The following is a 23,135-nucleotide window of genomic DNA, read 5'->3' as shown; positions in this document are numbered from 1 at the left end:
GATGGCACACCGCTTGAAGACGCAGGCGGGCCGAGCGCTCTACGCATTGCGCAAACATACCGTGGAGCCGGTCTTCGGGATCATCAAACACGTGATGGGGTTCCGGCAGTTCTCGCTACGCGGACTGGATAAGGTCAGCGGCGAGTGGCGATTGGCCACCATGGCGTGGAATATCAAGCGGATGCACCGGTTGACGGCGGGCTGAGGGCTCGCCGCGCCCAACCGGCCAGCAGGCAAGGCGTCAGAACCGCCTTGCAGAAGCTGAGGGGCAGGTTAAGAGCCACACAACAGCACCAACACCAACACCAACACCAACACCAACACCAACACCAACACCAACACAGGGGGGGTGAAGAACCCACGCCTCAGCTCATCCATTAACCTCAAGTCCGACAGACTGCTAGCCCTGCTTTAGCTGCGGCGACTTGAGTTGCCAAAGAGGTAGTGGTTAACGCTGGCTCTCGCCCTTGTAGAACGCGCTCGACCCACTGTGCTGCAGGCAGATGGGCCTGCGCCTCCCCCCAGGTGATAAAAGCATCCATGTCGTAGCCGCCAGTATCAAGCGCGGTTTTACGCTGCGCCGCATAGGTTGAGCTAGCGTAAAGCCCATAGCCTAAGGAACCCAAGCGGCGAAGGGTGACATTACCGCGCTCAGGTTTGACCCCGCCTCATTCACGAGGGGGCTGATCGAGCGGTCTGGAGGTACTGACTGGTGGCATCGCTTATCAGGATCGGCTTCTTCAGCGCGAATGACCGGTGAGTAATGCCAGAATGCCGACCTTTTCCCGCTTTTTAGAATCAATTGCGGCCGCCCACGCAGCCGTGATCGCCGACCGCCGCCGCGGTCGCTCGCTTTCTGATGCTGTGGTGGTCTCGCAGGAGCGTCAGCTCAGTGCGGTCAGCTTCGGCAGCCCCTTCAGCAGCGTCGGCCACCACTTGTCGGCAGCGGCTCCGAGATGAACGGTGATTCGCCGAGCGTGCAGCCTCAGCGTGGCGGCGACCTTGAGCACCTGCTCGCGCATCCGACTCAGACTCCAGCCTTGTCGGGTTTGCCGCTCCAGGAGGCAGCGCAGGCCATGCAGGACCTGATACGCGTAGAGGCTCAGCAGTAGGCTCACCTCGTTGCGGGCCATGACATCCTGGACCGTGGAGGCACCACGATCCGTCGACGACAGGTGCACATCCAGCGCCGACTTCACCTCGCCCATGTGGGCTTCGGCGCTGCCGCGCTTGCGGTAGAGCGCCAGGATCTTCTCCGGCGGCCAGTCGAACTTGCCGAGGTTGGTGACCAGGAAGAAGGCATGCAGCAGCAGGTCATCGGGGCGCTCCTGCACGACCAGCACGACGCGCCGTGGTGCCGGCCAGGAACCGGCTTGGTACTCAAGGTCATGGCACCATTCTCGAGGCTGTTCAGGCGGTCGGCCGCGGGGCCGCTTCAGGTAGGGCGCCGCCAATTTTTGCAGGCCCTTGTGGCTGCGTAACCGGCCCAGATACTCGATGTCGCGCTCTTCCAGCGCCTCCAGCGTGTCGTTGTCGGTGAATCCGGCGTCGATGCGCACACGAACCTGGGCGCCGGTGCTCTCGTTGAGTCGCCGCACCAGATGCGGGATCCAGGTGTCGGCGTTCTCGGCCGGGCCGGCGTTGCCCTCGCGCAGCAGGCCACCCACCATGTCGCCGGTTTCGGCCAGCGAGGCGATCAGCGGCGAGTAGATGCGGGTACCGTAAAGGCCATGATACGCCGAGCCGCCCTGATGGCCGTGGACTTCGATCGGCAGGCCGTCGATGTCCAGCGTCAGCTGCTTGGGGCGCTCGCCGTTCTTCAGCGAGGTCAGGCGCCAGAGCACCAGCCGCAGCAGGCCTTCATGCACGGTATCGATATTGTCGTTGCGCCCGAGGCAGGTCAGCAGCCGCGACAGCGTGGCTTGAGACGGCCGGTCCTGGGCCAGGGGCGTCATCCCACGCGCGTCGCTGCAGGCCAGCTGCCAAAGCGGATCACGGCGCAGCGAGTCGGTATCGCTGAGATCGATCCAGCCCATCGTGCGCTGCAGCACCAGGGTACGCAGCTGACTGGCCAGTGAGTGGCGGACGCGTAGCGGATTGCGGAGGTCGACCAGGTTGTTTTCCAGCGCCTCGATCACGCCGCTGTTGTTGAGGGCTTCACGCAGCAGCAAAGCGCCGCTGTCGCTGGTGGTGCGCTGGCCGCTCAACTCGACACGGACAGAGCCGTTGCACGAGGGCGTCCAGGTGGATAGGCTTTCACCCATAGCGGATGGCTCTCTTGGTTCAGGTTCTTGACGGAACGTTCTGATTTCTCAAGAGAATACCATCCGCCATCTTCTTGTTCGATCGCGTGGATGACAACGCTCTGGATAACGCATGCGCCCGCCTCCTCCGCCAACGAGGCATCCCCCGCGTCTGAAGCGTGCGCTCCCACCGAACGGCAGCAAACGATGTTGGACCGCGTCAACCAAGCTCGAGGCCAAGCCCGCCAATGCGGTGAACATTCTTTCGGTGCCGCTAGCTCCCTTACTTGGAGCTGCTCGCTCACCACTGCCGCAACCTCATGAACGATGCCTTTACCGATATGGGCATGGCGCATGCAGAAGATAGTGACGCGCGATTTACGCACTACTGGGTGCAAACGCTAGGCGCGCCGCGCTAGTGGTTAGAAATGAAGAAGATATGGGGGCGTTTGGCGTCCCTGGCAGGAGTCGAACCTGCGACCTGCCGCTTAGGAGGCGGCTGCTCTATCCTACTGAGCTACAGGGACTTACGGGGCGCATAGTATAGCGGTTTGATCCGCCCCGGCCAACCGCGGTTTTGCATCGGCAGAGGTCATATCCAACCGAGCAGGCGAAGAGCGAAGATACCCAGTGTCACGGTCACGCTGGCCATGAGCGTGGTCATGGCGATGATATTAGCGGCCAAGGCCACGTTCCCATTGATCGCTTTGACCATCACGAAGCTGGCGGCAGCAGTGGGGCTGGCAAAGAAAAGAAACAGTAGGCCGAGCTGATTCCCTGAAAACCCCATCAGCCACGCAGCCAATGTGGAAAGCACGGGTAAAATCACCATTTTCATACTGCTGGCGCTGAGCGCCACTTGGCTTCCCTCTCGCATGCTGGATACCGATAGCGTTGCGCCGATGCATATCAACGCGAGCGGTAGCGTGAGCGAGGCAAAGTAATTACCCGAGGTCATCACCCAGCTGGGCAGTGACACCGAGAAAGCGGTAAAAGGGAGCGCAGCGAACACCGAAAGAATCAGCGGATTTTTAATAATATGACCCAGCAAACTCCGCCAATCGGTCGCTTGGCCGGGCTGATAGGCCGCCAAGGCAACGACGGAGAGCGCGTTATACATCACGATCACCACCCCCAGCAGCAAACTACCGGCGGATAACCCATAATTGCCGTACATGCCCGCCGCCAAGGCCAAGCCTACGACCCCACAATTTCCGCGAAACGCTCCTTGAACATAAATGCCACGGTCGGCTCTTGGCACGCGCAGGTGCGCCCAACCCCAACTCAGCAAAAACTGGCCCAACGTGGCGAGGGCAAAAAAGAGCAGCAACGGCACATCTAGAGCAACGCTCAAGTCAGCTTTGACTAGGCTGAGAAAGATCAGCGTGGGCAGTGTGGCTTTGAACACGAGAGACGAGGCGGTCGAAATGAAGGCACTATCGATCCAGCCCAGGCGCTTCAAGGCAATCCCGATGAACACCATGGCAAAAACAGGCAGGGTAACGTCTAGGGTGCGTGTAAAGAGTTCAAGTAAGTCCACGAAGGCGCTCTCAGTCGAATCAGCATCCTCTTATACTCTACCGTTGACTGAGATTTGTCGACTCGCTAGACAGTCTGTCAACGGCTGGGGATCGACGTGGCGCTGGACGATTTCGGCACCAGCTACTCGTCGCTGGCGTACTTTCGCCGCCTGCCGGTGCAGTTGATCAAAGTCGATAGAGCCTTCGTTCGCGATATGCTGGCGAGCGAAGATGATCGTGCGATCGTAGAGAGTATCGTCTTCTTGGCTAAGAAGTTCGCGCGCCCCGGGCCCGCCGAAGCGCTCCCCCAGTGGCTGATCACTTGGCAGCGGGAAGGTTTCCCAGACGCGTCTTAACCGAATAGCTCTATGGGGTCGAACTGTTCGGGCAATTTGACCACCACGGCATCTCGCCCCTCCCCTTTGGCTTCATAACTGGCCGCATCTGCCCGGGAAATCGCCACATCCACCGTTTCGTCGCATTCATCGAAGGTCGTCACGCCGATGCTGAGCGTCACGCTGTACTCTTTGCCCTCATGGGTCACGGTCACCTCACTCACCGATTGACGCAACGACTCTGCGATACGTTCGGCCTGTCCCAGCGTACAGCTGGGCAGCAGCACGGCAAACTCATCTCCCCCTTGGCGCGCCACATGGTCACTGCCACGCACTTCCCAGGCCACGATTTGAGCGATACGGCGGAGCATCTCGTCTCCCAGCGCGTGGCCGCCCTCATCGTTGATAGGCTTGAAATGGTCCAGATCGAAGAGAAGCAGCGCAGAGGGCGTGCTGGTCTTCTGGAAGTCGGCGAATGCCTCTTCCAACCGGCGCTCGAATCCACGTCGATTGAGCAACCCCGTCAACGGGTCGTGCTCTGCCTCCCAGCGCTGCAACGCCTCTTGCTGGCGACGCTCAGTGATGTCCTTCACGACCCCGACCAAGCCCAGCGAGTGCCCCCCTTGAGACAACATGACCACCCGTGCATGAATGTCCAGCCACAGCGTTTCATGGTCGCTGCGCACGAACCGTAGTTGGCGCACGAAATCGCTACCAGTTTTCAAGCTGTGAACCCACATGTCCCTCGCCCCTTCTCGGTCGTCAGGGTGCACCTGCTCCATCCACACCTCCATGGGCATATCGGGAGGGATATCCAGCATCTCCAGCAGTGCCGGGTTCATATAAGTGATCTTACCGCCAAAATTGGCAACGAACATGCCCTGGGGTGTAGCGCTCAATACGGAATCCAAAAACGCCTGGCGCTCTTGCAAATGGCCGACCAACTGCTGGCGCTCATGCTCTACGCGGTTGAAAGTCATCGCGACTTGCTGCAACTCCTGCATGCTGGTGGCGAGATCGAGACTCGCGCGCTCGCCCTTACCCACTTCACCAATTTGCGATTCAAGATAGTCCAATGGCTTGAGAATGCGAGCCAGCAGCCACCATAAGAGCGGCATCATGAGTAGCGCCAGGACGAACCAAATGCCCAGCAGCTTGTAAATGAACCCCGCGAGCGGTAACTGTGCTTGAGTGGTGGGCAAAAACAGGCCCACTATCCAATCGGCTGGCCACACTTGGGCATACGCTTGCAGCGCTACGCGACCACTCGACAGTTCGGCAACCCCTTCCCCTCTCCAACCCGCCAGCGCAAGCTCTAACATCGGGTTCAATTGGACGTTGCTGATCTCGGCGTTCACCAACTCGTGATCAGGATGGTAAAGAATTTTGCCAGAGGCGGTCGAAACGGCCGCATAGCCATTGTCACCCAAACGAATGCTGCTCAAACGATCGAAGAGTCCACTGCTCTTGAGACTGACGATGCCACCGACAAAGCCCGCAAAACGCCCGTTTTCATCCAAGCGGGGAATGCTAATGAGCACCAGCGGCATACCGCTAGCCCGGCCCACGAAGGGTTCGCTCACGTAGGGGCGGCGAATACCGCGCACCATTTTGAAATACTCGAGGTCTTTGGTCTCGAGGCCCACTCGCCCCACCACGCTCGGCCAGTCGCTCAAAATCACGCCGTTCTCATCGCTGACCATCAAACCTTCGAACCAAGTCAGCAGGGAGTCGTTCTTCTGCAGCTCGTAATTCAACCAGGTGGGATCGTCTGACAGCCCAATGACCCCGTTCAACCGCTGTAGTGCGTTGATGCGCTGGTTGATATGTTGGGTAATCTCATCGGCCAGCAAATCGGCTTCATAGCGCAGGTGGGCGATATTGGTCTCGTGCACCATGATTTTGCCGACCTGCCACGCCATGCCCAGCACGGCCCCTGCCAAGATGGCCAGCGCACAGGAAAGCCCCAGCAGCAGCCGGCTTTTTAGCGAACGAAACGTAATCAGTCGATGGATCGGGGGGGCTAGGCGCACCAGAAATCCCTATTTCGTTAATTTCCTTGAGTGAGGCTCGCGAGTTCAGACGCTATCATGGCTCGAAAGAAATAACTTATCAAAAACCACTGAAATGTGCGCGTTGAGACAAATCAACTTAGCTATTTTCTAAGCCAAGCGCGTGCGAATTGATAACCACGCTTATTTCACGTATGTTCGCCGCCTATCTCGCAAACCACCCGACAAAACATTTCGGCACACTCCATGGCAAAACGTACGGCGGGTTACACCTCTAAAGGCATTGGCAGCATCACACCACTCGCCGCATTTTTAAGAGAATTCGACGACATCCTCCCGCTTCGTCCCCTCAGTGCCCAACCAGACGCCGTCATTGGATGGGGGTTGAAACCTACCAGCCGCCGAGCGAGGCGCTACGCCGACAAGCGTCGTCTTCCCTACGTCGCTCTGGAAGATGGTTTTTTACGCTCTTTAGGGCTTAGTAGTGCCGGTTACCAACCGCATAGTCTCGTAGTGGATTACAGCGGCATTTATTACGACGCCTCACGACCCAGCGACCTAGAGCAGTGGCTAGCGACCGCCGACTTTTCGTCGGAAGAAGTATCCAGGGCCGAACACTGCATCGCCTTACTAAGGCGTTATCGCTTATCGAAATATAACCATGCGCCGGACAAGCGTTTAAACGCTAGTGGCGCCACCGTATTAGTGGTCGACCAGACGGCGGGGGATGCATCCATCGATTATGGTGGCGCAAGCGCCGCCAGTTTTTCAGCCATGCTGGAGCATGCACTGGCCTATCACCCCCAGGCCAAAGTGCTGGTCAAAATTCATCCCGATGTGATTGCGGGTAAAAAGCAAGGGCACCTTACCAGCGCTCTTCAGCACCCGCGCTGCCAGGTCATCAGCGAAGATATCAACCCCTGGGCCCTGTTCGACCAAGTCGACGACGTCTATGTGGTGACTAGCCAGCTTGGCTTCGAAGCGCTTATGGCGGGCAAACGTGTCCACTGCTTTGGCACCCCTTTCTATGCTGGCTGGGGCCTGACCCAAGACCAACTCCCCTGCCCTCGGCGTACGCGCACTCGTACATTGCCAGAAGTATTCGCGGCGGCCTATCTTCGCTATTGCCGTTACGCCAACCCCTACACGGGCCAGCCATCAACGCTGGAAGAGACGATCTACCTGATCGCGGATCAAAAACGCCAGCAAGAGCGGCTAAGAGGAGAGTGGCTCGCCTGCGGATTTTCTTCTTGGAAACGACGCTTTATCGGCGATTTTCTAGGGCCAGCAGCTCACGTTCACTATCAAAAGGCCCTCCCCCAACAAGCCACCGACACTCAACGGCTTTTGGTGTGGTCGAGCCGAATTAACGACGCCTTTAAAGCACAGCACAGCGAACTCCTACCGCATCTGTGGCGCATGGAAGACGGCTTTATCCGCTCAGTTGGGCTAGGTGTCGACCTCACTCAGCCGCTCTCGCTTGTGGTAGACCGCTACGGCATTTATTACGACCCCAGCCAGCCAAGCGAACTAGAGACGCTGCTCAATGAAAGCGAGTTTAGCAACGACTTACTCGCCAGGGCCGCCGAATTGCGTCAGCGCCTCGTTGCTTTGAAGCTCTCGAAATACAATGTGCCAGGAGCGTCTGACGTCGTCCTTCCCGACAACCAAACGATCATTCTGGTACCCGGCCAAGTAGAGAGCGATGCCTCTATCGCCACCGGCTCACCAGACATCAGCACCAATAGCGCGCTACTCAAAGTCGTTCGAGAAGCCGAGCCCAACGCTTTCATCATCTACAAAGCACACCCTGATGTGATCAGCGGGGCTCGAGTGGGCAAACTCGATACTGATGCCAAACGTCTGTATGATTTGGACGCCAGCCACGTCGACATCACCGCTTTGCTAGAGCGCGTGGATGCCGTGCATACAATGAGCTCGCTGACCGGTTTTGAAGCCCTGTTGCGTCATCGTCAAGTGACGACCTATGGCCTGCCTTTTTATGCGGGTTGGGGGTTAACGCAAGACGCCCTGCGCTGCCCCAGGCGCAACCGGACGCTCACGCTAGATGCCCTCGTTGCTGGCACGCTATTGCTGTACCCCAATTACGTCGACCCCACCTCTGGTCAGCTTTGCAATGCCGAGACCGTCGTCAGCCTATTGGAGCGGGCAAAGTTACAACAATCTACTGCACAAACACCGCTACTTACATGGAAGCAGCGCCTTTATCGCTGCTATCGTAACTTGTTGATTGGAAGCCATTGAGTTGAAGCAGAAGCGCGCATTCTTATTCTTACAAGGCGTTTGCTCGCCCTTTTACCAACGCTTAGCCCGCCGCCTCACCGACGACGGCCACCGCGTGGTGAAAGTACACTTCAACGCGGGCGACCTCCTCTATTGGCAGCGCACGCACAGCCATAGCCACTTGTTTCGTGGCCCTCTGAGCGAGCTGCCCGCCTACGTCACCTCTCTATGGCAACGCTACGGCATTACCGACCAAGTCCTGTTCGGCGACCGGCGTCCCGTGCACCGCCCAGCGGTCGACCAAGCCCCGGCCGCAGGCATTCGCACCCACGTGTTTGAAGAGGGCTACTTCCGCCCCTTTTGGATCACGCTGGAACGTGAGGGAGTCAACGGCCACTCGCTGCTGCCTCGCGATCCCACCTGGTTTTATGAAACAGGCAAAGCGTTACCTGGGCTTCCTTCTCCGGTACGCTTTCGCTCATCGTTTAAAATCCGCGCTATGCACGATGTGGCCTACCACGTCGCAGGGCTAGCCAATCCCATCGTGGCACCGCGCTACCGCAACCATGCCCCCATTACCGCACCAGTGGAGTATGCAGGCTATATCAAGCGCTTTACGCTGCTCAAACAGTGGAAAAAACGCGATGCTGAACGGATCAAAACGCTGATCGAAAGTGGCAAGCCATACTTTATGCTGCCCTTACAGCTCAACACAGACGCCCAAATTCGTGACCACTCGCCCTATGCCAATATGGAAGAGGTCATGGACCACGTGATGGGGTCGTTCGCTGAACATGCACCCAGCGATGCACTGTTATGTATCAAGAACCATCCGCTGGACATGGGGCTGGTGAACTACCCCAGCATCATTGAACGGCTCTCAAACTTTTACGGCTCAAACGGGCGCATCGTGTACCTCGAGTCCGGCGATCTGAATGCGCTGATCAAGCATGCAGTGGGCACCGTCACGGTGAACAGTACCGTGGGCATCGTCTCACTGGAATCACACTGCCCTACCTTTGCGCTCAGCGACCCCATTTATAATCTGGCAGGGCTTACCTACGAAGGCGCGCTGGAGGAGTTTTGGCACCAGCCACCACCGCCCAGTGCCGAATTGTTCGGCTATTTTCGCAATACCGTGATGCATACCGCCCAGGTAAACGGCGGTTTTTACTGCCAGCCCAGTATCGATCTTGCGGTCAATAATGCTGCGCACATATTAGAGGCCTGCCCATCCCCTCTGGAGAAGCTGCTGTGAGTGTTGATGCAACGTACTTGACAAAGACACCACACACACGCCGCGTGCTGATTACCGGCGCCACGGGGGCCATCGGCGGAGCGCTCGCCAAGGCGTATGCGACGCCCCAGACGCATCTGATTCTGCATGGACGCAACGTCAGCGCCTTAGAGGACGTGGCTAACGCCTGTCGCGAAAAAGGGGCTGACGTGTCGCTCTCCTCCATCAACCTCACTGATGAGGAGGCACTAGCGCAGTGGCTCACCACGCTCCGTGCCGAGCAGTTGCCGGATATCGTGATCGCCAACGCAGGCAAGAACACACATCCTGAGCAGTTGGGCGAGCTCGAGCCCTGGGCCGATGTTCAAGCCTTGCTGAACATCAACCTCACCACCCCCATTGCCATGGCGCAGCACTTGGTACCCGCCATGCGCGCACGGGGTAGCGGCCAACTGGTATTCATTAGCTCACTGGCAGGTTGGCATGGACTACCCAGCACGCCCACGTACAGTGCCAGCAAAGCGGGCATCAAAGCGTATGGCGAAGCCTTGCGCGGCTTGCTCGCCCCCTGCGGCATCGGGGTAACGGTCGTCATGCCCGGCTACGTCACCTCCCCCATGTGCAATGCCATGCCTGGCCCCAAGCCCTTTGAGTGGCCACCCGAACGAGCCGCCAAAGTGATCATTCGTGGCATTCGCGCCAACCGTGCGCGAGTCAGCTTCCCGTTTCCGCTCAACTTCGGCACTTGGTGGCTGGCCGTCTTGCCAGCAGGCGTGTCGCAGTGGCTCATCAAACGACTGGGTTTCGATCATGTAGGAGGCCGGTAAGATGCTTGGCCACCTGCTCCTATCGCTTAGCCTGCCGCTCTTCATCGGGCTAGTGTTCAGCCTAGCGTTCGAAGCGCTGCTGTCTCCACGGCCTGCTCCTCTCTGGCAGCGGCCGATGGCAGCCAATGTGATCCATCTCGGCAGTTGGCTACTGCTATTTGGGCTTTTCACGCTGCTGCTCCAGCGTCCCTGGTTTGCCGTGGTCTTCGTGCTGTCACTCCAGCTCGTGGTGGTCCAGTCAAGCAATACCAAGTCCAAAACGCTCAACGAACCGTTCATCTGCCACGACTTCGAGTACTTCTGGGACGCCATCCTGCACCCACGGCTTTATGTCCCGTTTTTTGGCATTGGCCTCGCCATCGCGGCCAGCAGCGCGGGGGCCATCGCCATTGGCAGCTTTCTCTATGTGGAGCCGTCGCTGGTTAGCCAGTGGAGCACCGTGCTCTTTTTACAAAGCAACGGACTGCTCGCCGGGCTCGGGGCGGTGCTGGTAGCCGTTGGTTTACGCTCACTCGGCGCCATGTCCCTGCAACCGGTCGAGGATCTACATCGCGTGGGGCTATATGCCAGCCTTTGGGCCTATGGGGTAGCATTGATGCGCTCGTCACCGCCTGACCCTTTGGCATCCCCCTACGCGGCTGCCAGCCAGCCCAGTGCCGTCGCTTCACCAGATAGCGCCGAGCGACCCAATGTCGTCCTGGTCCAGAGCGAATCATTTTTCGATCCGCGCCCATGGTGTCCAGAGGTTGCGCCGACGCTACTGCAACATTTCGACACCACCTTTACCGAGGCCGTCGAAAAGGGCGAGTTGAGCGTGCCGGCCTGGGGGGCCAATACCGTACGCACCGAATGCGCCGTGCTCACGGGGTTGGCACCCAGCGCCTGGGGTGCCCGCCAGTTCAACCCCTACCGCACGCTAAGCCGTTACCCGCTGCCCAGCGTGGCGAGCGCTTTTCGCGCGCAGGGTTACCGCACTATTTGCGTGCACCCTTACCCCGCTACCTTTTACATGCGCGACAAGGTCATTCCGCAGCTAGGCTTTGATACCTTTATCGATATCAGCGCGTTTAGCAGCAGCGATAAGCACGGGCAGTACATAGGCGACCGAGCCGTGGCACGAAAGGTTGGACGCCTGCTGAAAGATGACGATAATAGGCCGCTATTTATTTTTGTGATCACCATGGAAAACCACGGCCCGCTGCATCTGGAAGCGCCCCAACAGGCACGTTTGGCCGATACGCTGCCGAACGCCGCGTGGCCGCTTCCAGGCCATCTGCGGGAGCTCGCCGTTTACTTGCACCATTTAGGTGAAGCTGATCAAATGCTGGCAAGCGTTAAAACAGCGCTAAACGAGAGCACGAGGCCTGGAATACTGAGCTGGTATGGCGACCACGTCCCTATACTGCCCGATGCGTATGGGTACTTCATGCCCCCTACGGGCAGCACCCCATACATGATATGGTCAACGCAACCAACACCGCCTGACCAAATGCCTGCCGAGCAACCGCTGCAGGGAATAGCAGCCAACGAACTTGGCGTCCGGCTATTTAAACAAGTGTTTGGACGCGATATAAGTAACGATGTGATCAAGGCAGAACCAGAACCTCAGGAGCAAGAATGACTAAACGTGTGGCCATCATCGGTGCCGCCCATCGTTTCCCCGGCACCACCCCTGAAACGTTCTGGCAAGACCTGCAAGCCGAAAAAGACCTCGTCACCCAAGTGGCCCCAGATCGCTGGAGCCATGAAGCCTTTTGGCACCCAGATAAACGCCACCCTGGCACCAGCGTCACCTTTGCTGCGGGTAGCCTGGGCGATATCAGCGGGTTCGACGCAGCGTTTTTCGGTATTTCCCCACGCGAAGCGGCCAATATGGACCCGCAGCAGCGCATGCTGCTGGAGCTTGCCTGGGAAACCATGGAAAGCGCCGGCATCGTGCCCAGCACTCTGCGTGGCAGCCAGTGCGGCGTTTTCCTGGGCGTCGCCAGTCTTGACTACTCTTACCGTTTAGCCGATGACATGTCGGCTATTGATGCTTCGACCGCCACGGGCAACACCTCGAGCATCGCCTCCAACCGACTCTCTTATGTGTTTGACTTGCATGGCCCCAGTATGTCGCTGGACACCGCGTGCTCGTCCTCCATGGTGGCGTTTCACCAGGCTTGCCAATCCATTCGCAGCGGTGAAACGACCATGGCACTGGCGGGCGGTATCAGCCTGCACTTGCACCCCTACGGCTTTATCATTTTCTCTAAAGCCAGCATGCTCTCGCCCACCGGCCGCTGCCAAGTGTTCGATGAAGCGGGCAACGGCTACGTGCGCTCAGAAGGCGCTGGGATATTCCTGCTCAAGGACTACGACCTAGCCGTTGCCGATGGCGATAACATTCTGGCCGTGGTCGCCGGGTCAGCCGTGAATACCGACGGTCATAAATCCGGCCTGACGGTACCCAACACCAGCGCTCAAACCGACTTGATGCGTCGCGCCTACGAGCAAGCGGGCATCTCCCCCGATGAGATCGACTATTTAGAAGCCCACGGTACCGGCACCGCCGTTGGCGACCCCATCGAAACCCGCGCCATTGGCGAAGCGATTGGCAAACATCGGCAAACGCCGCTGCCGATTGGTTCGGTAAAAAGTAATGTCGGCCACTTGGAAACCGCCTCGGGCGTGGCGGGGCTTGCCAAAGCGCTTTATAGCCTGCAGCACCGCGAGGTGCCCGCGACCATTGGTATTCGCAAGCTGAATCCGCGCATCAAGTTCGACGAATGGAACTTGAGCGTGGTCACCAAAGCCCAGCCGCTGAAACCCACAGGCCGTTTGGTGATTGGCATCAACTCGTTTGGCTTTGGTGGCGCCAACGCCCACGTCATTTTGGAGAGCGCACCGGAAAAAGCGGCAGCGCCTCGCCAAACACCCACTACCCCGCTGCCCATTCGCCTTAGCGCCCGCAGTGAAGCAGCCTTGACCGACAATGCGCTGGCGCTGGCCAAGCACCTGCAGGTATCCGGGCAGGATTTTTACGATATAGCCCATACGCTTTATCACCACCGTGAGCAGCACAGCCACGGCGCGCTCTGCTTTGCCAGCAGCGCTGACGAAGCCGCCACGGCACTGCGCCAGTTTGCCGAGGGAGAAGCCAGCCCCGTCATGACGCTAGAGCGCCTCGCCAATGCCCGAGGCCCGGTGTTCGTCTACGACGGTAACGGCTGCCAGTGGGAAACCATGGGCCATGACCTGCTGGATACCGACGCCGACTTCACGGCCGCCATCGATCGTGTCGACGCTCTGTTCCAGCGCTACGGCAGCTTTTCACTGCGTGACGAATTAGCAGGCCGCAACCGGTCAGAAGGCGAAGAGAGCCGCTTCGTACGCACCGAAATCGCCCAGCCTGCGCTATTTGCCCTGCAAGTGGCGCTCACCGAGTGGCTAAAAGCCCAAGGCATTACCCCTGCTGCCGTGTTTGGTCACAGCGTAGGCGAAGTTGCCGCCGCTTGGGCCTCCGGCGCGCTCAGCCTAGAAGATGCGGTCAAAGTCATCTATTACCGCAGCGACTATCAGGGCAAAACCCGCGGCCTAGGTGAGATGAGCGCTGTTGCGATGAGCGCTGAAGAGATCGCGCCGTGGCTTGCCAAACCAGCATTTGACCGCGTTAGCTTGGCGGGTATTAACAGCCCCAAAGGCATTACCCTGGCGGGCGATCGCGACCAGCTCGGCGAGCTGGAAGCTGCGCTGAGTGCCGAAGGCACCTTTGCCAAGCGCCTGCCGCTGGATTACGCCTTCCACAGCCCCGCCATGGATAGCATCCAGGAAGGCGTGATGGAAGCGCTGGCCGATATTCAGCCGCAGCCCTCTCGAATTCCGTATTTCTCCACCGTCACCGGAGCCTTGGCCGAAGGCACGACGCTGGATGCCCACTACTGGTGGCTCAACATCCGCGAGCCGGTGCTCTTCGATAGCGCAGCGACCGCCCTCATCGAGCAGGGTTACAACGTCTTCGTCGAAGTCGGGGCGCACCCGATCTTACGCCGCTATCTCAACGAATCGCTGCGCCAGCAAGAGCGCAGCGGCTTAGTCTTCGGCACCATCGAGCGCCACAAGCCAGGGTTAGAGGGCTTGAACCGCACGCTCAGCCAGCTGCTACTCAGCGGATTAAGCGTCAACAGCCAGCGCTTCTTCCCCGTGGAGGGCCAGCGCGTCCTGCTGCCCCGTTACTCATGGCAGCGCACTCACCTATGGGTTCAAGGCACCAACGACGGCCAAGGCCTGCTATCACGCTATTACCAGCACCCGTTGCTGGGTTACCCATTAGCGCAGCAAGAGCACACCTGGGAAAGCCAGCTAGACACCAAGCGGCAGCCTTGGCTGGCCGACCATGTGGTGGGTGAAGGGGCCGTCTTCCCCGGCGCGGGCTTCGTCGAGCTGGCGCTGGCCGCCGCGCTACAGCAGAAAGAGACGCCGGTTCTCGATATCGAGGAGCTGGAAATTCGCGCCCCGCTGCTGCTGGACGGCCCCAATGGCCGTACCATGCGTCTCACCCTCGACCCCGATGATGGACGTCTGGCCATCCACTCCCGTGAGCCCGCCACGGGAAGCGAGTGGCAGCTCAATGCCGTGGCACGCCGGATGCGCGAAAGCCGCGGTTTCCTGCTCAACCGCAGGGCGCCAGCGCTACCCAAACGTGATGCTGACTATACCCTAGACGAGCATCTGCACATGGCCGAACGCATTGGCCTGCACTATGGCCCAGCGTTTCAGGCGATTCAACGCGGCTGGATCGAGGGCGATAGCGTCATTGGGGAAATCACTCTCTCAGAGGCGGTAACGGCTCAGTTAAAAACGCTACACGTGCATCCGGGCATTCTGGATAGCGCTTTCCAGATGTTCATTCCGCTGCTGGCGCTGGCACAGCACAGTGAATTCGCCGCCCAACTCGCCTTCGTACCGGTGCGCGTCGGTCGTATCCAAGTCAATGCCGAGGCAGGCACGCCGGTGTTGGCGCGTGCGGTCATGGGCAAGCGCGCTCCGCACTCTTTCACGGCGGACTTCGAGCTTTACGATGCCCAAGGGCGCGCCGTGGCGGTGCTGAGCCAAACACGCTTCAAGGCCATTCGCCTCAACCGCGCGCACCACCAACACTTTAGCTATTTAGACGTGGAGCTCACGCCCGCACCGCTGAAAGCCGCCGCGCTACCGCTTCCCGCAGACGCACTGACGCGCCTGATGGGCTTGAGCGATGCTTACACCGCCAGCACTGGCCAGCGCTATGCGCAAGAAGTTGCCCCCCTGCTCGATAGCCTTAGCGAGGCCTTCGTCCAGCAGGCTAACGGCGGCGGCGACGACGAATCCCCAGCGCCAGAGACCATTTGGCAGCTCTTGGTGCAGGAGTATCCCGACTACTTCGCGCCCATTCACCTCGTCGGCCGCTTGGGCCTGCACCGTGAACCGCTACTTAATGGCCGTGATACGCTGGAAAGCCTGGGCATCACTGCCGAGCATTTGGCCGGCATCAATCGTGTCCTGGTGGGTGAAAGCGGTTGGCAAGTTCTGGCTCAGGAACTAGGTGCGCTGATGGACGCCTCTCTGGCCACCCTGCCAGATAGCCAACGCCTCAATCTACTGGAAGCAGGCCCCTGCGCGCCCGCGTTGGGCCAGCGCTTGCTGGAACAGCTTGCCCACGGCGCCCCGGCTACGAACGACCGTTATCGCTACCGCGCGCTCACCACGAGCGACACGGCGCGCCACCAGGCGGAACAGCTGCAAGAGCGCTACCCGCTGATGGACATTCAGTCATTAGACGAGGCGCTACCGGCACTGACAGCTGCGCAAAAGGCACAGCTTGCGTTTGTCAGCGCGGATGTCACCCAGCCCGAGCGCACACGCCAGCTGATCGACGCCCTGCCCGCTCAACTGGCCCCAGGCGCACAGATCATGGTGATTGGCCTTCATCCCAGCCGTTGGCTGGATGACCTGCTGGCAACACCGGGCATCGACCAAGCGGCGCTCGAACAGAGCACGCTCATCGAGTGGTTGAGTAGCCAGGGGCTGAGCGTCTCCGCGCCTCTCGAGTTAGAAGAGAGCGGCGCTTACCTGCTGCACGCGCAACAAACAGAGCACAACGACGCCAACGTTCAGGCATCCACCACTCAAACGCTGCTGGTGGCCGATGTTCAGCAAGAAGCGCTCGCGGCAGCGTTGGCCGAACAGTTGAATAGTCATGCAGGCCACAGCGTATGGCTTCGCATCAGCGATGCAGCGCCGCAAACGCTGCTCAACGAAGCGCTTGCCGACCTGCCCGAAACACCTGCGGCACTGAACGTGCTTGACCTGCGTGAACTGGGTAGCACGGCCACGTCAGCCCAAACCCAACGCTGCTTTGGCGCACAGCAGTGGTCATTGGCGCTAGAAGCCAGCGGACTGGAAGCGCAAGGCAGTGCCGTGACGCTATGGCTAGCCACTCAAGGCTATCAACGCGCCGATGACGCCGCGCTATGGGGCTTTGGCCGCTCGCTGGCCAACGAAGCCGTTGGCCACAGCGTCACCCTCATCGACCTGCCTGATACCCCCAGCGCGGCCGCGTTAGCCATCGCGGCAGCCTCTATCGCTGAACCGGATAGCGAAAACGAGCTGGTGATTACCCAGGAAGGCACCCGCTTCGCCACGCGCCTACGCACGCTGCCTGCGCCGCATCCGCAAACCGCCGACAGCGAAGCGCCACGCCAAGCCATGACACTGGGCTTTACCCTGCCCGGCCAACTGCGCCAGCTACAGTGGCGGCCGCGCCAACTGCCAGAGCTAGGCGCGGATGACGTCGAAGTACGCGTCAAAGCAACTGGCCTCAACTTCCGCGATGTGATGTACACCCTGGGCCTGCTCTCAGATGAAGCGATTGAGAACGGCTTTGCTGGCCCTACTCTAGGGCTTGAGTTCTCCGGCGAAGTAATGGCCGTGGGCAGTAACGTGCACCACCTGACACCCGGCCAAGGTGTTGTGGGGTTTGGTCCCGCCAGCTTCAGCGACCGCCTGATGGCCAGCCAGCACGCCGTGGCGCCCCTGCCGGAAGGCGTCAGCTACGCCGCTGCCGCCACCATCCCGACGACCTTTTTTACCGTGTACTACGCGCTAAAACACTTGGCGCGTTTAGAACCCGGCGAAAAAGTGCTGATTCACGGCGCTGCAGGCGGTGTGGGCATTGCCGCGCTACAAATCGCCCAGTGGATGGGGGCCGAGATTTACGCCACGGTGGGCTCGGAAGAGAAGCGTGATTTCCTCCGCCTAATGGGCGAAGAGCGCCTTTACGACTCCCGCTCGCTCACCTTCGCAGAAGAGATCCTCGAAGATACCCAGGGTGAGGGCGTCGATGTCGTCCTCAACTCCCTGGCCGGTGAAGCCATCAACCAGAACCTGCGCGCCCTGCGCCCGTTTGGTCGTTTCCTGGAGCTAGGCAAGCGCGACTTCTATGAAAACACCCATATCGGCCTGCGCCCGTTCCGCAACAACCTGAGCTACTTCGGGATCGACTCCGACCAGCTGATGAAAGTGCAACCGGCCCTCACCCAGCGCCTGTTCGGCGAAATGATGGCACTGTTCAACGACGGCACGCTGAGCCCGCTACCGTTTACCGCCTTTAGCCATAGCCAAGTCATCAATGCCTTCCGCTACATGCAGCAGGCGCGCCAGATCGGCAAGGTGGTGGTGACTTACGAACAGCCCATTGCCCCGCCACGCCAGGAGCAGCTAGGCACCGCCCGCATGGCATTGCCCAGCGATGCCAGTTACTTGGTGACCGGCGGCTTGGGCGGGTTTGGTCTGAAAACTGCACAATGGCTGGTCGATAAAGGCGCGCGGGAGCTGATTCTACTCAGCCGCAGCGGCCCGGCCAGTGAAGAAGCGCAAGCAGCCGTGGCTGACTTCGAAGCCCAAGGCGTGAAAGTGCTGGCAGCGGCTTGCGACATTACCAACCGCGATGCGCTGGCCAAGGTGCTGGAACGCGCGAAAAGTGAGCTAAGCCCGCTGCGTGGCATCGTGCATGCCGCTACGGTGATCGACGACGGTCTGATTCGCAACCTGGATGCCGAGCGGATTCACAAAGTGCTCTCACCGAAGATCGACGGTGCCAAACACCTGGAAGCGCTGACAGCCAACGAAGCCCTTGACTTCTTCGTGCTCTATTCATCGGCGACCACGCTGTTTGGTAACCCCGGCCAAGCCAACTATGTGGCCGCTAACCACTGGCTCGAAGCGTTCGCGGCCCGCCGCCGTTCGCAAGGCCTACCAGCTACCTGCGTACGCTGGGGCGCGATTGACGACGTTGGTTTCTTGGCGCGTAATACCCGCACCCGTGACGCGCTGCAAGAGCGCCTGGGCGGCTCGGCGCTGCGCTCCGACGATGCGCTCAATGTGCTCGAGCAAATACTGCTGACTCCCGGGCCAAGCCTGGGCGTACTGGAACTGGAGTGGGGAGCCCTTGCGCGCTTCCTGCCCACCTCCAGCGCACCGCGCTTCGATGAGATTGCCCGCGCCAGCGACGACGACGGCAACCTGGATAGCGTCGACGACATCAGCGCCCTGCTGGCCGATCTCTCGCCCGAAGAGCTGCACAGCACGATCACCGAACTGCTGCGCGCCGAACTGGCCAGCATTCTGCTCATCGATGAAGAAAAAATCGATGTGAACCGCTCGGTCTACGACATGGGCTTCGACTCGCTCATGGGGGTCGAGTTAATGACGGCCATCGAGAACCGTTTAGGCGTCCAAGTACCGGTGATGGTGCTCAGCGAAGCCTCGACGCTGGATAAGCTTGCAGGCGTGTTGATTCAAAAACTGCACCAGCACGATGAGGATGTTGAAGAGTCGCCACAAGATGCGTTAGCCTCTCTGGCCGCCCGCCACGGTGCGGCTGGCCTTAACAGTGAGCCAGCATCATCCCCTGCGACCGAGACACCATGACCGCCAAGCGTTCTGAGTTAAAACGCCAACTTCTGGAGCAAGCGCGCAAGCGTCCCACCGCCAGAGCCGCCAGTCCCTCTGCCCCCAGCGCCCAAAGCGCGGGGGCAACCCGTTCCGTACCCGAGCGCTTTACGCGCTTCGATGCGCACCCAGGCTATCAACAGCTCATGATGATGCGCCAAGGCGCTGAACAGCTCGGCCTGGAGGTGCCCTTCTTCAAGGTACATGAGGGCCTGGCGGGGGCCACGAGCGTGATGGATGGCCGCACCTGCATCAACTTTGCCAGCTACAACTACTTGGGTTACTCCGGCGACCCGCGGGTCATCCACGCCGCCTGCGAGGCCGCCCAGCACTACGGCACTTCGGTATCTGCCAGCCGTGTGGTCTCGGGCGAACGGCCCATTCATGGCGAGCTGGAACAGGCCATCGCCAAGGCGTATGCCGTGGAAGATGCCGTGGCCTTCGTCAGTGGTCACGCCACCAACGTCTCCACGCTAGGCTACCTGCTAGGCCCCAAGGATCTGATCCTCCACGACGAGTACATCCACAACAGCTCGCTGGTCGGTGCCCAGCTCTCCGGGGCCAAACGCATGTCGTTCAGCCACAACGACCCCGACGCTTTGGAGGCATTGCTTGTCCAGCACCGCCATCAGTTCGAGCGCGTCCTGGTCGTGATCGAAGGGCTTTACAGCATGGACGGCGACATACCCGACCTGCCGCGCTTCATTGCCCTCAAACAGCGCCATCAAGCCTGGCTGATGGTGGATGAAGCCCACTCCTTCGGCGTAATGGGCAAAACCGGCTTGGGCCTGCGGGAACACTTTGCCATTGACCCCACCGATGTCGATATCTGGATGGGCACCATGAGCAAAACGCTTTCCGGCTGCGGTGGCTATATTGCGGGTAGCACTGCTCTAGTCGAGACGCTGCGCTACTTCGCACCGGGCTTTTTGTACAGTGTCGGCATGCCCGCGCAAGTGGCCGCCCCCTCGCTCAAAGTGCTGGAGCTAATGCCCCAGGAACCCGAGCGCGTCGCCAAACTGCAGGAAATCTCCCGCTACTTCCTAGAGCAAGCCCAAGCCCGTGGCATGGACACCGGCCACAGCATCGGCTCCGCCGTGGTTCCCGTCATCGTTGGCAGCTCGCCACTGGCCGCCAAGCTCTCCAACGCCCTGCTCGAAAAAGACATCAACGTCCAACCCATCCTCTACCCCGCCGTCCCCGAAAAAAGCGCCCGCCTACGCTTCTTCCTCTCCTGCGAACACACCCAAGCCCATATCGATGAAACATTAGACGTGCTTGAAAAGCTGTTGGCAAAAGGGATGTGATTCGTGGTGAATGGTGAATGGTGAATGGTGAATGCCAACACCGTAGCGCGGCGTAACGAATCTTGCGAGGCACGAGCAAATGAGGCACCCGCGAAGGCGGCGGATAGCCGCCTGGATGATGCCACTGCAAATCATCACACCACAGTGCCAACTTCGGCACTCCTAACGGAGTGCTTCGCGGGTGCGCTATCGCTTACACCGCGCTACAGGTGCCCGCTTAAGTGCAATGGAGCCACGTAGCGCGGCGTAACGAAAGAGCGAGAGCAACGAGCGAAAGAGGCACCCGCGGAGGCGGCGATAGCCGCCTAGAAGGTGGCACGTTAAACTAGGGAGCCACTGGGCAATAGGAAAAAGTCAATGGTAGTAGAAACAATCGAGACCAGCACTGCCCACTGGTACGTCATTCAGTGCAAAGGCAGCGAATCTTTTCGCGCGGCGGAACACCTCTCTAATCAAGGATACGAGGTGTTTCACCCGGTGCTGGATGTAAAACGCAAACGCCAAGGCAAGCTCACCACCGTCACCGAGCCGCTGTTTCCCTACTATCTATTCATCCGTTTAGACCAGGTCGTCAGCAACTGGCGGCCCATCCGCTCTACGCGTGGCGTCCTGCGCCTGCTCACCTTTGGCAACACGCCCATCGCCGTACCCGACGCCCTCGTCGACACCCTGCGTGCCCAACCCCATCGCCAAGAAGGCAGCCACAGTTACTTCACCGCTGGCGAAAAAGTCACCATCACCGACGGCCCCTTCAAAGATCTAGAAGCCATCTTCACCCGCTGCAAAGGCGAAGAACGCGCCATCGTATTGCTCAACGTCCTTCAACGCCCACAACACGTAGAACTACCGGTTGAAAGCTTGGAAAAGCGGTGAAGCGAATGGCGAATGGCGAATGGCGAATGGCGAATGGCGAATGATGGTAAACGGTGAATGATCAACCGTAGCGCAGCGTAACGAATCTTGCGAGGCACGAGCGAATGAGGCACCCGCGGGGGCGGCGATAGCCGCCTGATCAAGCCACCGCAAATCATCAAACCTCGGTGCCACCATCGGCACTCCTAGCGGAGTGCTTCGCGGGTGCGCTCCGCTTACGCCGCGCTACGAGTGCCTGCCTCAAGTGTCGTAAAACCTATCAACACGGAGCAACTGCACATACCCGTAGCGCGGCGTAACGACTGAGCGAGAGCAACGAGCGAAAGAGGCACCCGCGAAGGGCGGCGCCAGCCGCCCTGATCACGCCACCACAAGCAACCGCGCCACCGCTCACACATATGGCTTCATCGGCATCCCTAACGGGATGCTTCGCGGGTGCGCTCCGCTTACACCGCGCTACGGGGTCATCGCCAACATCGGGCACAGGTAACCCCCCCCCGCACGAAAGATGCACTCCCTTCCCAATCAAGGTACGCTTACCCTAAATTCACTGCAGGGAAGCAGCCCTTGGCCACCTACCGACGCGCGCACATCCCCGGCGGCACCTACTTCTTCACAGTGGTAACCTACGGCCGCCAACCGCTCCTGGCGGACCACCTCAACATCAACGCCCTGGGCCGGGCCTTCCGTCGCGTGAAAGAAGAACGCCCCTTCACCATGGACGCCTTCGTCCTGATGCCCGACCACCTGCACTGTATCTGGACACTCCCCGAAGGAGATGCGGATTACTCCTCCCGATGGAGAGACGTCAAAAAGTATGCGTCTCAAGAATTTTTGTTTCCCCCCGGCAGCCAACACGCTTGGCAGCGTGGATTTTGGGAGCACGTCATCCGCGATGAGAACGATTGGCAGCGCCACATGGATTACATCCATTACAACCCAGTGAAGCACGGCTGGGCACACGCCCCTCGCGAATGGCAGTGGTCCAGCTTCCACCAATGCGTCAAGAAGGGATGGTACGAGCCAGACTGGGGCGCGCAAGACATCCCGGACGTCGCCGATATGGACTGGGAGTAGAATGCCTGCCCCCCTACCGGAGTGCTTCGCGGGTGCGCTATCGCTTACCACGCGCTACGAATGTACGCCCCGCCCCGTAGCGCGGCGTAACGAAAGAGCGAGAGTAACGAGCGAAGGAGGCACCCGCGAAGGCGGCGATAGCCGCCTGGATGAAGGCACCATGAATGATCACACCTCGGTGCCACCATCGGCACTCCTAACGGAGTGCTTCGCGGGTGCGCTCCACTTACACCGCGCTACGGGTTCTCACCTCAAGTGCCGACACTGGGCGCTTGCACATACCCGTAGCGCGGCGTAACGAATGAGCGAGAGCAACGAGCGAATGAGGCACCCGCGAAGGCGGCGGATAGCCGCCTGATCCAGCCACCGTGAATCATCAAACCTCGGTGCCACCCTCGGCACTCCTAACGGAGTGCTTCGCGGGTGCGCTCCGCTTACGCCGCGCTACGGGTGCCCATCTCAAGTGCCGTGATACCTATCAACACAGAGC

At 59.8% G+C, this 23,135-nt stretch carries 15 protein-coding genes and 1 tRNA gene; 12 read left to right on the top strand and 4 right to left on the bottom strand.

Annotation, left to right across the window (positions count from 1 at the left end; all coding sequences use genetic code 11):
- Positions 1–205, top strand: a 205-nt coding sequence (locus BMY49_RS13080; protein WP_143058133.1) for a transposase, incomplete at its 5' end; no start/stop codon positions are given.
- 679 nt (positions 206–884) lie between these two features.
- Here BMY49_RS13080 and BMY49_RS13070 read toward each other — a convergent pair.
- Positions 885–2,264, bottom strand: coding sequence for an IS1380 family transposase (locus tag BMY49_RS13070; RefSeq protein WP_089675761.1), 1,380 nt, complete (start codon positions 2,262–2,264; stop codon positions 885–887).
- 299 nt (positions 2,265–2,563) lie between these two features.
- Here BMY49_RS13070 and BMY49_RS18110 point away from each other — a divergent pair, with 299 nt between their 5' ends.
- Positions 2,564–2,662: a hypothetical protein gene (locus tag BMY49_RS18110; RefSeq protein ID WP_084354687.1), complete on the top strand. Its 99-nt coding sequence runs from the start codon at positions 2,564–2,566 to the stop codon at positions 2,660–2,662.
- Between the two features lie 31 nt (positions 2,663–2,693).
- On the opposite strand, the gene BMY49_RS13060 is transcribed toward BMY49_RS18110, so the two are convergent.
- Positions 2,694–2,770, bottom strand: a tRNA-Arg gene (locus BMY49_RS13060).
- A gap of 65 nt (positions 2,771–2,835) precedes the next feature.
- Entirely contained in the window at positions 2,836–3,783 is a 948-nt protein-coding gene (locus BMY49_RS13055; protein ID WP_044629048.1) for an AEC family transporter, read from the bottom strand.
- Between the two features lie 84 nt (positions 3,784–3,867).
- On the opposite strand from BMY49_RS13055, the gene BMY49_RS13050 reads away from it, so the two are divergent.
- Complete coding sequence (locus BMY49_RS13050) at positions 3,868–4,119, top strand: EAL domain-containing protein (RefSeq protein WP_089675760.1); 252 nt, start codon at positions 3,868–3,870, stop codon at positions 4,117–4,119.
- On the opposite strand, the gene BMY49_RS13045 is transcribed toward BMY49_RS13050, so the two are convergent.
- Entirely contained in the window at positions 4,116–6,131 is a 2,016-nt protein-coding gene (locus tag BMY49_RS13045) for a sensor domain-containing diguanylate cyclase (RefSeq protein WP_244154969.1), read from the bottom strand. The two genes, BMY49_RS13050 and BMY49_RS13045, sit on opposite strands and share 4 nt — an antisense overlap.
- A 225-nt stretch (positions 6,132–6,356) precedes the next feature.
- Between BMY49_RS13045 and BMY49_RS13040 the strand changes: the two genes are divergently transcribed.
- The 9 genes from BMY49_RS13040 (at position 6,357) to BMY49_RS13000 (ending at position 22,943) form a co-directional block, all read left to right on the top strand.
- Entirely contained in the window at positions 6,357–8,375 is a 2,019-nt protein-coding gene (locus BMY49_RS13040) for a capsular polysaccharide biosynthesis protein (protein ID WP_089675759.1), read from the top strand.
- 1 nt (position 8,376) lies between these two features.
- Positions 8,377–9,612: a capsule biosynthesis protein gene (locus BMY49_RS13035; RefSeq protein WP_089675763.1), complete on the top strand. Its 1,236-nt coding sequence runs from the start codon at positions 8,377–8,379 to the stop codon at positions 9,610–9,612.
- A 17-nt stretch (positions 9,613–9,629) separates the two neighbouring features.
- The gene (locus BMY49_RS13030) at positions 9,630–10,418 is read left to right on the top strand and encodes an SDR family NAD(P)-dependent oxidoreductase (protein WP_089675762.1); all 789 of its coding nucleotides are present in this window, start codon (positions 9,630–9,632) and stop codon (positions 10,416–10,418) included.
- Between the two features lies 1 nt (position 10,419).
- Positions 10,420–12,039, top strand: a complete 1,620-nt coding sequence (locus BMY49_RS13025; RefSeq protein ID WP_044629042.1) for an LTA synthase family protein — start codon at positions 10,420–10,422, stop codon at positions 12,037–12,039.
- The gene (locus BMY49_RS13020) at positions 12,036–19,367 is read left to right on the top strand and encodes a type I polyketide synthase (RefSeq protein WP_089675758.1); all 7,332 of its coding nucleotides are present in this window, start codon (positions 12,036–12,038) and stop codon (positions 19,365–19,367) included. The genes BMY49_RS13025 and BMY49_RS13020 overlap by 4 nt, the downstream gene beginning before the upstream one ends.
- On the top strand, positions 19,364–20,695 hold the full coding sequence (locus tag BMY49_RS13015) for an aminotransferase class I/II-fold pyridoxal phosphate-dependent enzyme (protein ID WP_089675757.1): 1,332 nt from the start codon (positions 19,364–19,366) through the stop codon (positions 20,693–20,695). The genes BMY49_RS13020 and BMY49_RS13015 overlap by 4 nt, the downstream gene beginning before the upstream one ends.
- Positions 20,696–21,052: 357 nt before the next feature.
- Positions 21,053–21,568, top strand: a complete 516-nt coding sequence (gene rfaH / locus BMY49_RS13010; protein WP_054645269.1) for a transcription/translation regulatory transformer protein RfaH — start codon at positions 21,053–21,055, stop codon at positions 21,566–21,568.
- A gap of 567 nt (positions 21,569–22,135) precedes the next feature.
- Complete coding sequence (locus tag BMY49_RS13005) at positions 22,136–22,645, top strand: REP-associated tyrosine transposase (protein WP_089675756.1); 510 nt, start codon at positions 22,136–22,138, stop codon at positions 22,643–22,645.
- 1 nt (position 22,646) lies between these two features.
- Complete coding sequence (locus BMY49_RS13000) at positions 22,647–22,943, top strand: hypothetical protein (RefSeq protein WP_089675755.1); 297 nt, start codon at positions 22,647–22,649, stop codon at positions 22,941–22,943.
- The last annotated feature ends 192 nt before the right edge of the window (positions 22,944–23,135 follow it).

It is taken from the genome of Vreelandella aquamarina, assembly GCF_900110265.1.
GTDB classification, from domain to species: Bacteria; Pseudomonadota; Gammaproteobacteria; order Pseudomonadales; family Halomonadaceae; genus Vreelandella; species Vreelandella aquamarina.
Note: the sequence above shows the minus strand (reverse complement) of the source record. Positions and strands in the feature narration are given on the sequence as shown.

Excerpts from the sequence above, each read along its gene's own strand:
- BMY49_RS13070 (WP_089675761.1), bottom strand. The coding sequence starts at position 2,264 with ATGGGTGAAAGCCTATCCACCTGGACGCCCTCGTGCAACGGCTCTGTC.
- BMY49_RS18110 (WP_084354687.1), top strand. The coding sequence starts at position 2,564 with ATGAACGATGCCTTTACCGATATGGGCATGGCGCATGCAGAAGATAGT.
- BMY49_RS13040 (WP_089675759.1), top strand. The coding sequence starts at position 6,357 with ATGGCAAAACGTACGGCGGGTTACACCTCTAAAGGCATTGGCAGCATC.
- BMY49_RS13025 (WP_044629042.1), top strand. The coding sequence starts at position 10,420 with ATGCTTGGCCACCTGCTCCTATCGCTTAGCCTGCCGCTCTTCATCGGG.
- BMY49_RS13020 (WP_089675758.1), top strand. The coding sequence starts at position 12,036 with ATGACTAAACGTGTGGCCATCATCGGTGCCGCCCATCGTTTCCCCGGC.
- BMY49_RS13015 (WP_089675757.1), top strand. The coding sequence starts at position 19,364 with ATGACCGCCAAGCGTTCTGAGTTAAAACGCCAACTTCTGGAGCAAGCG.
- rfaH (WP_054645269.1), top strand. The coding sequence starts at position 21,053 with ATGGTAGTAGAAACAATCGAGACCAGCACTGCCCACTGGTACGTCATT.
- BMY49_RS13000 (WP_089675755.1), top strand. The coding sequence starts at position 22,647 with ATGCCTGCCCCCCTACCGGAGTGCTTCGCGGGTGCGCTATCGCTTACC.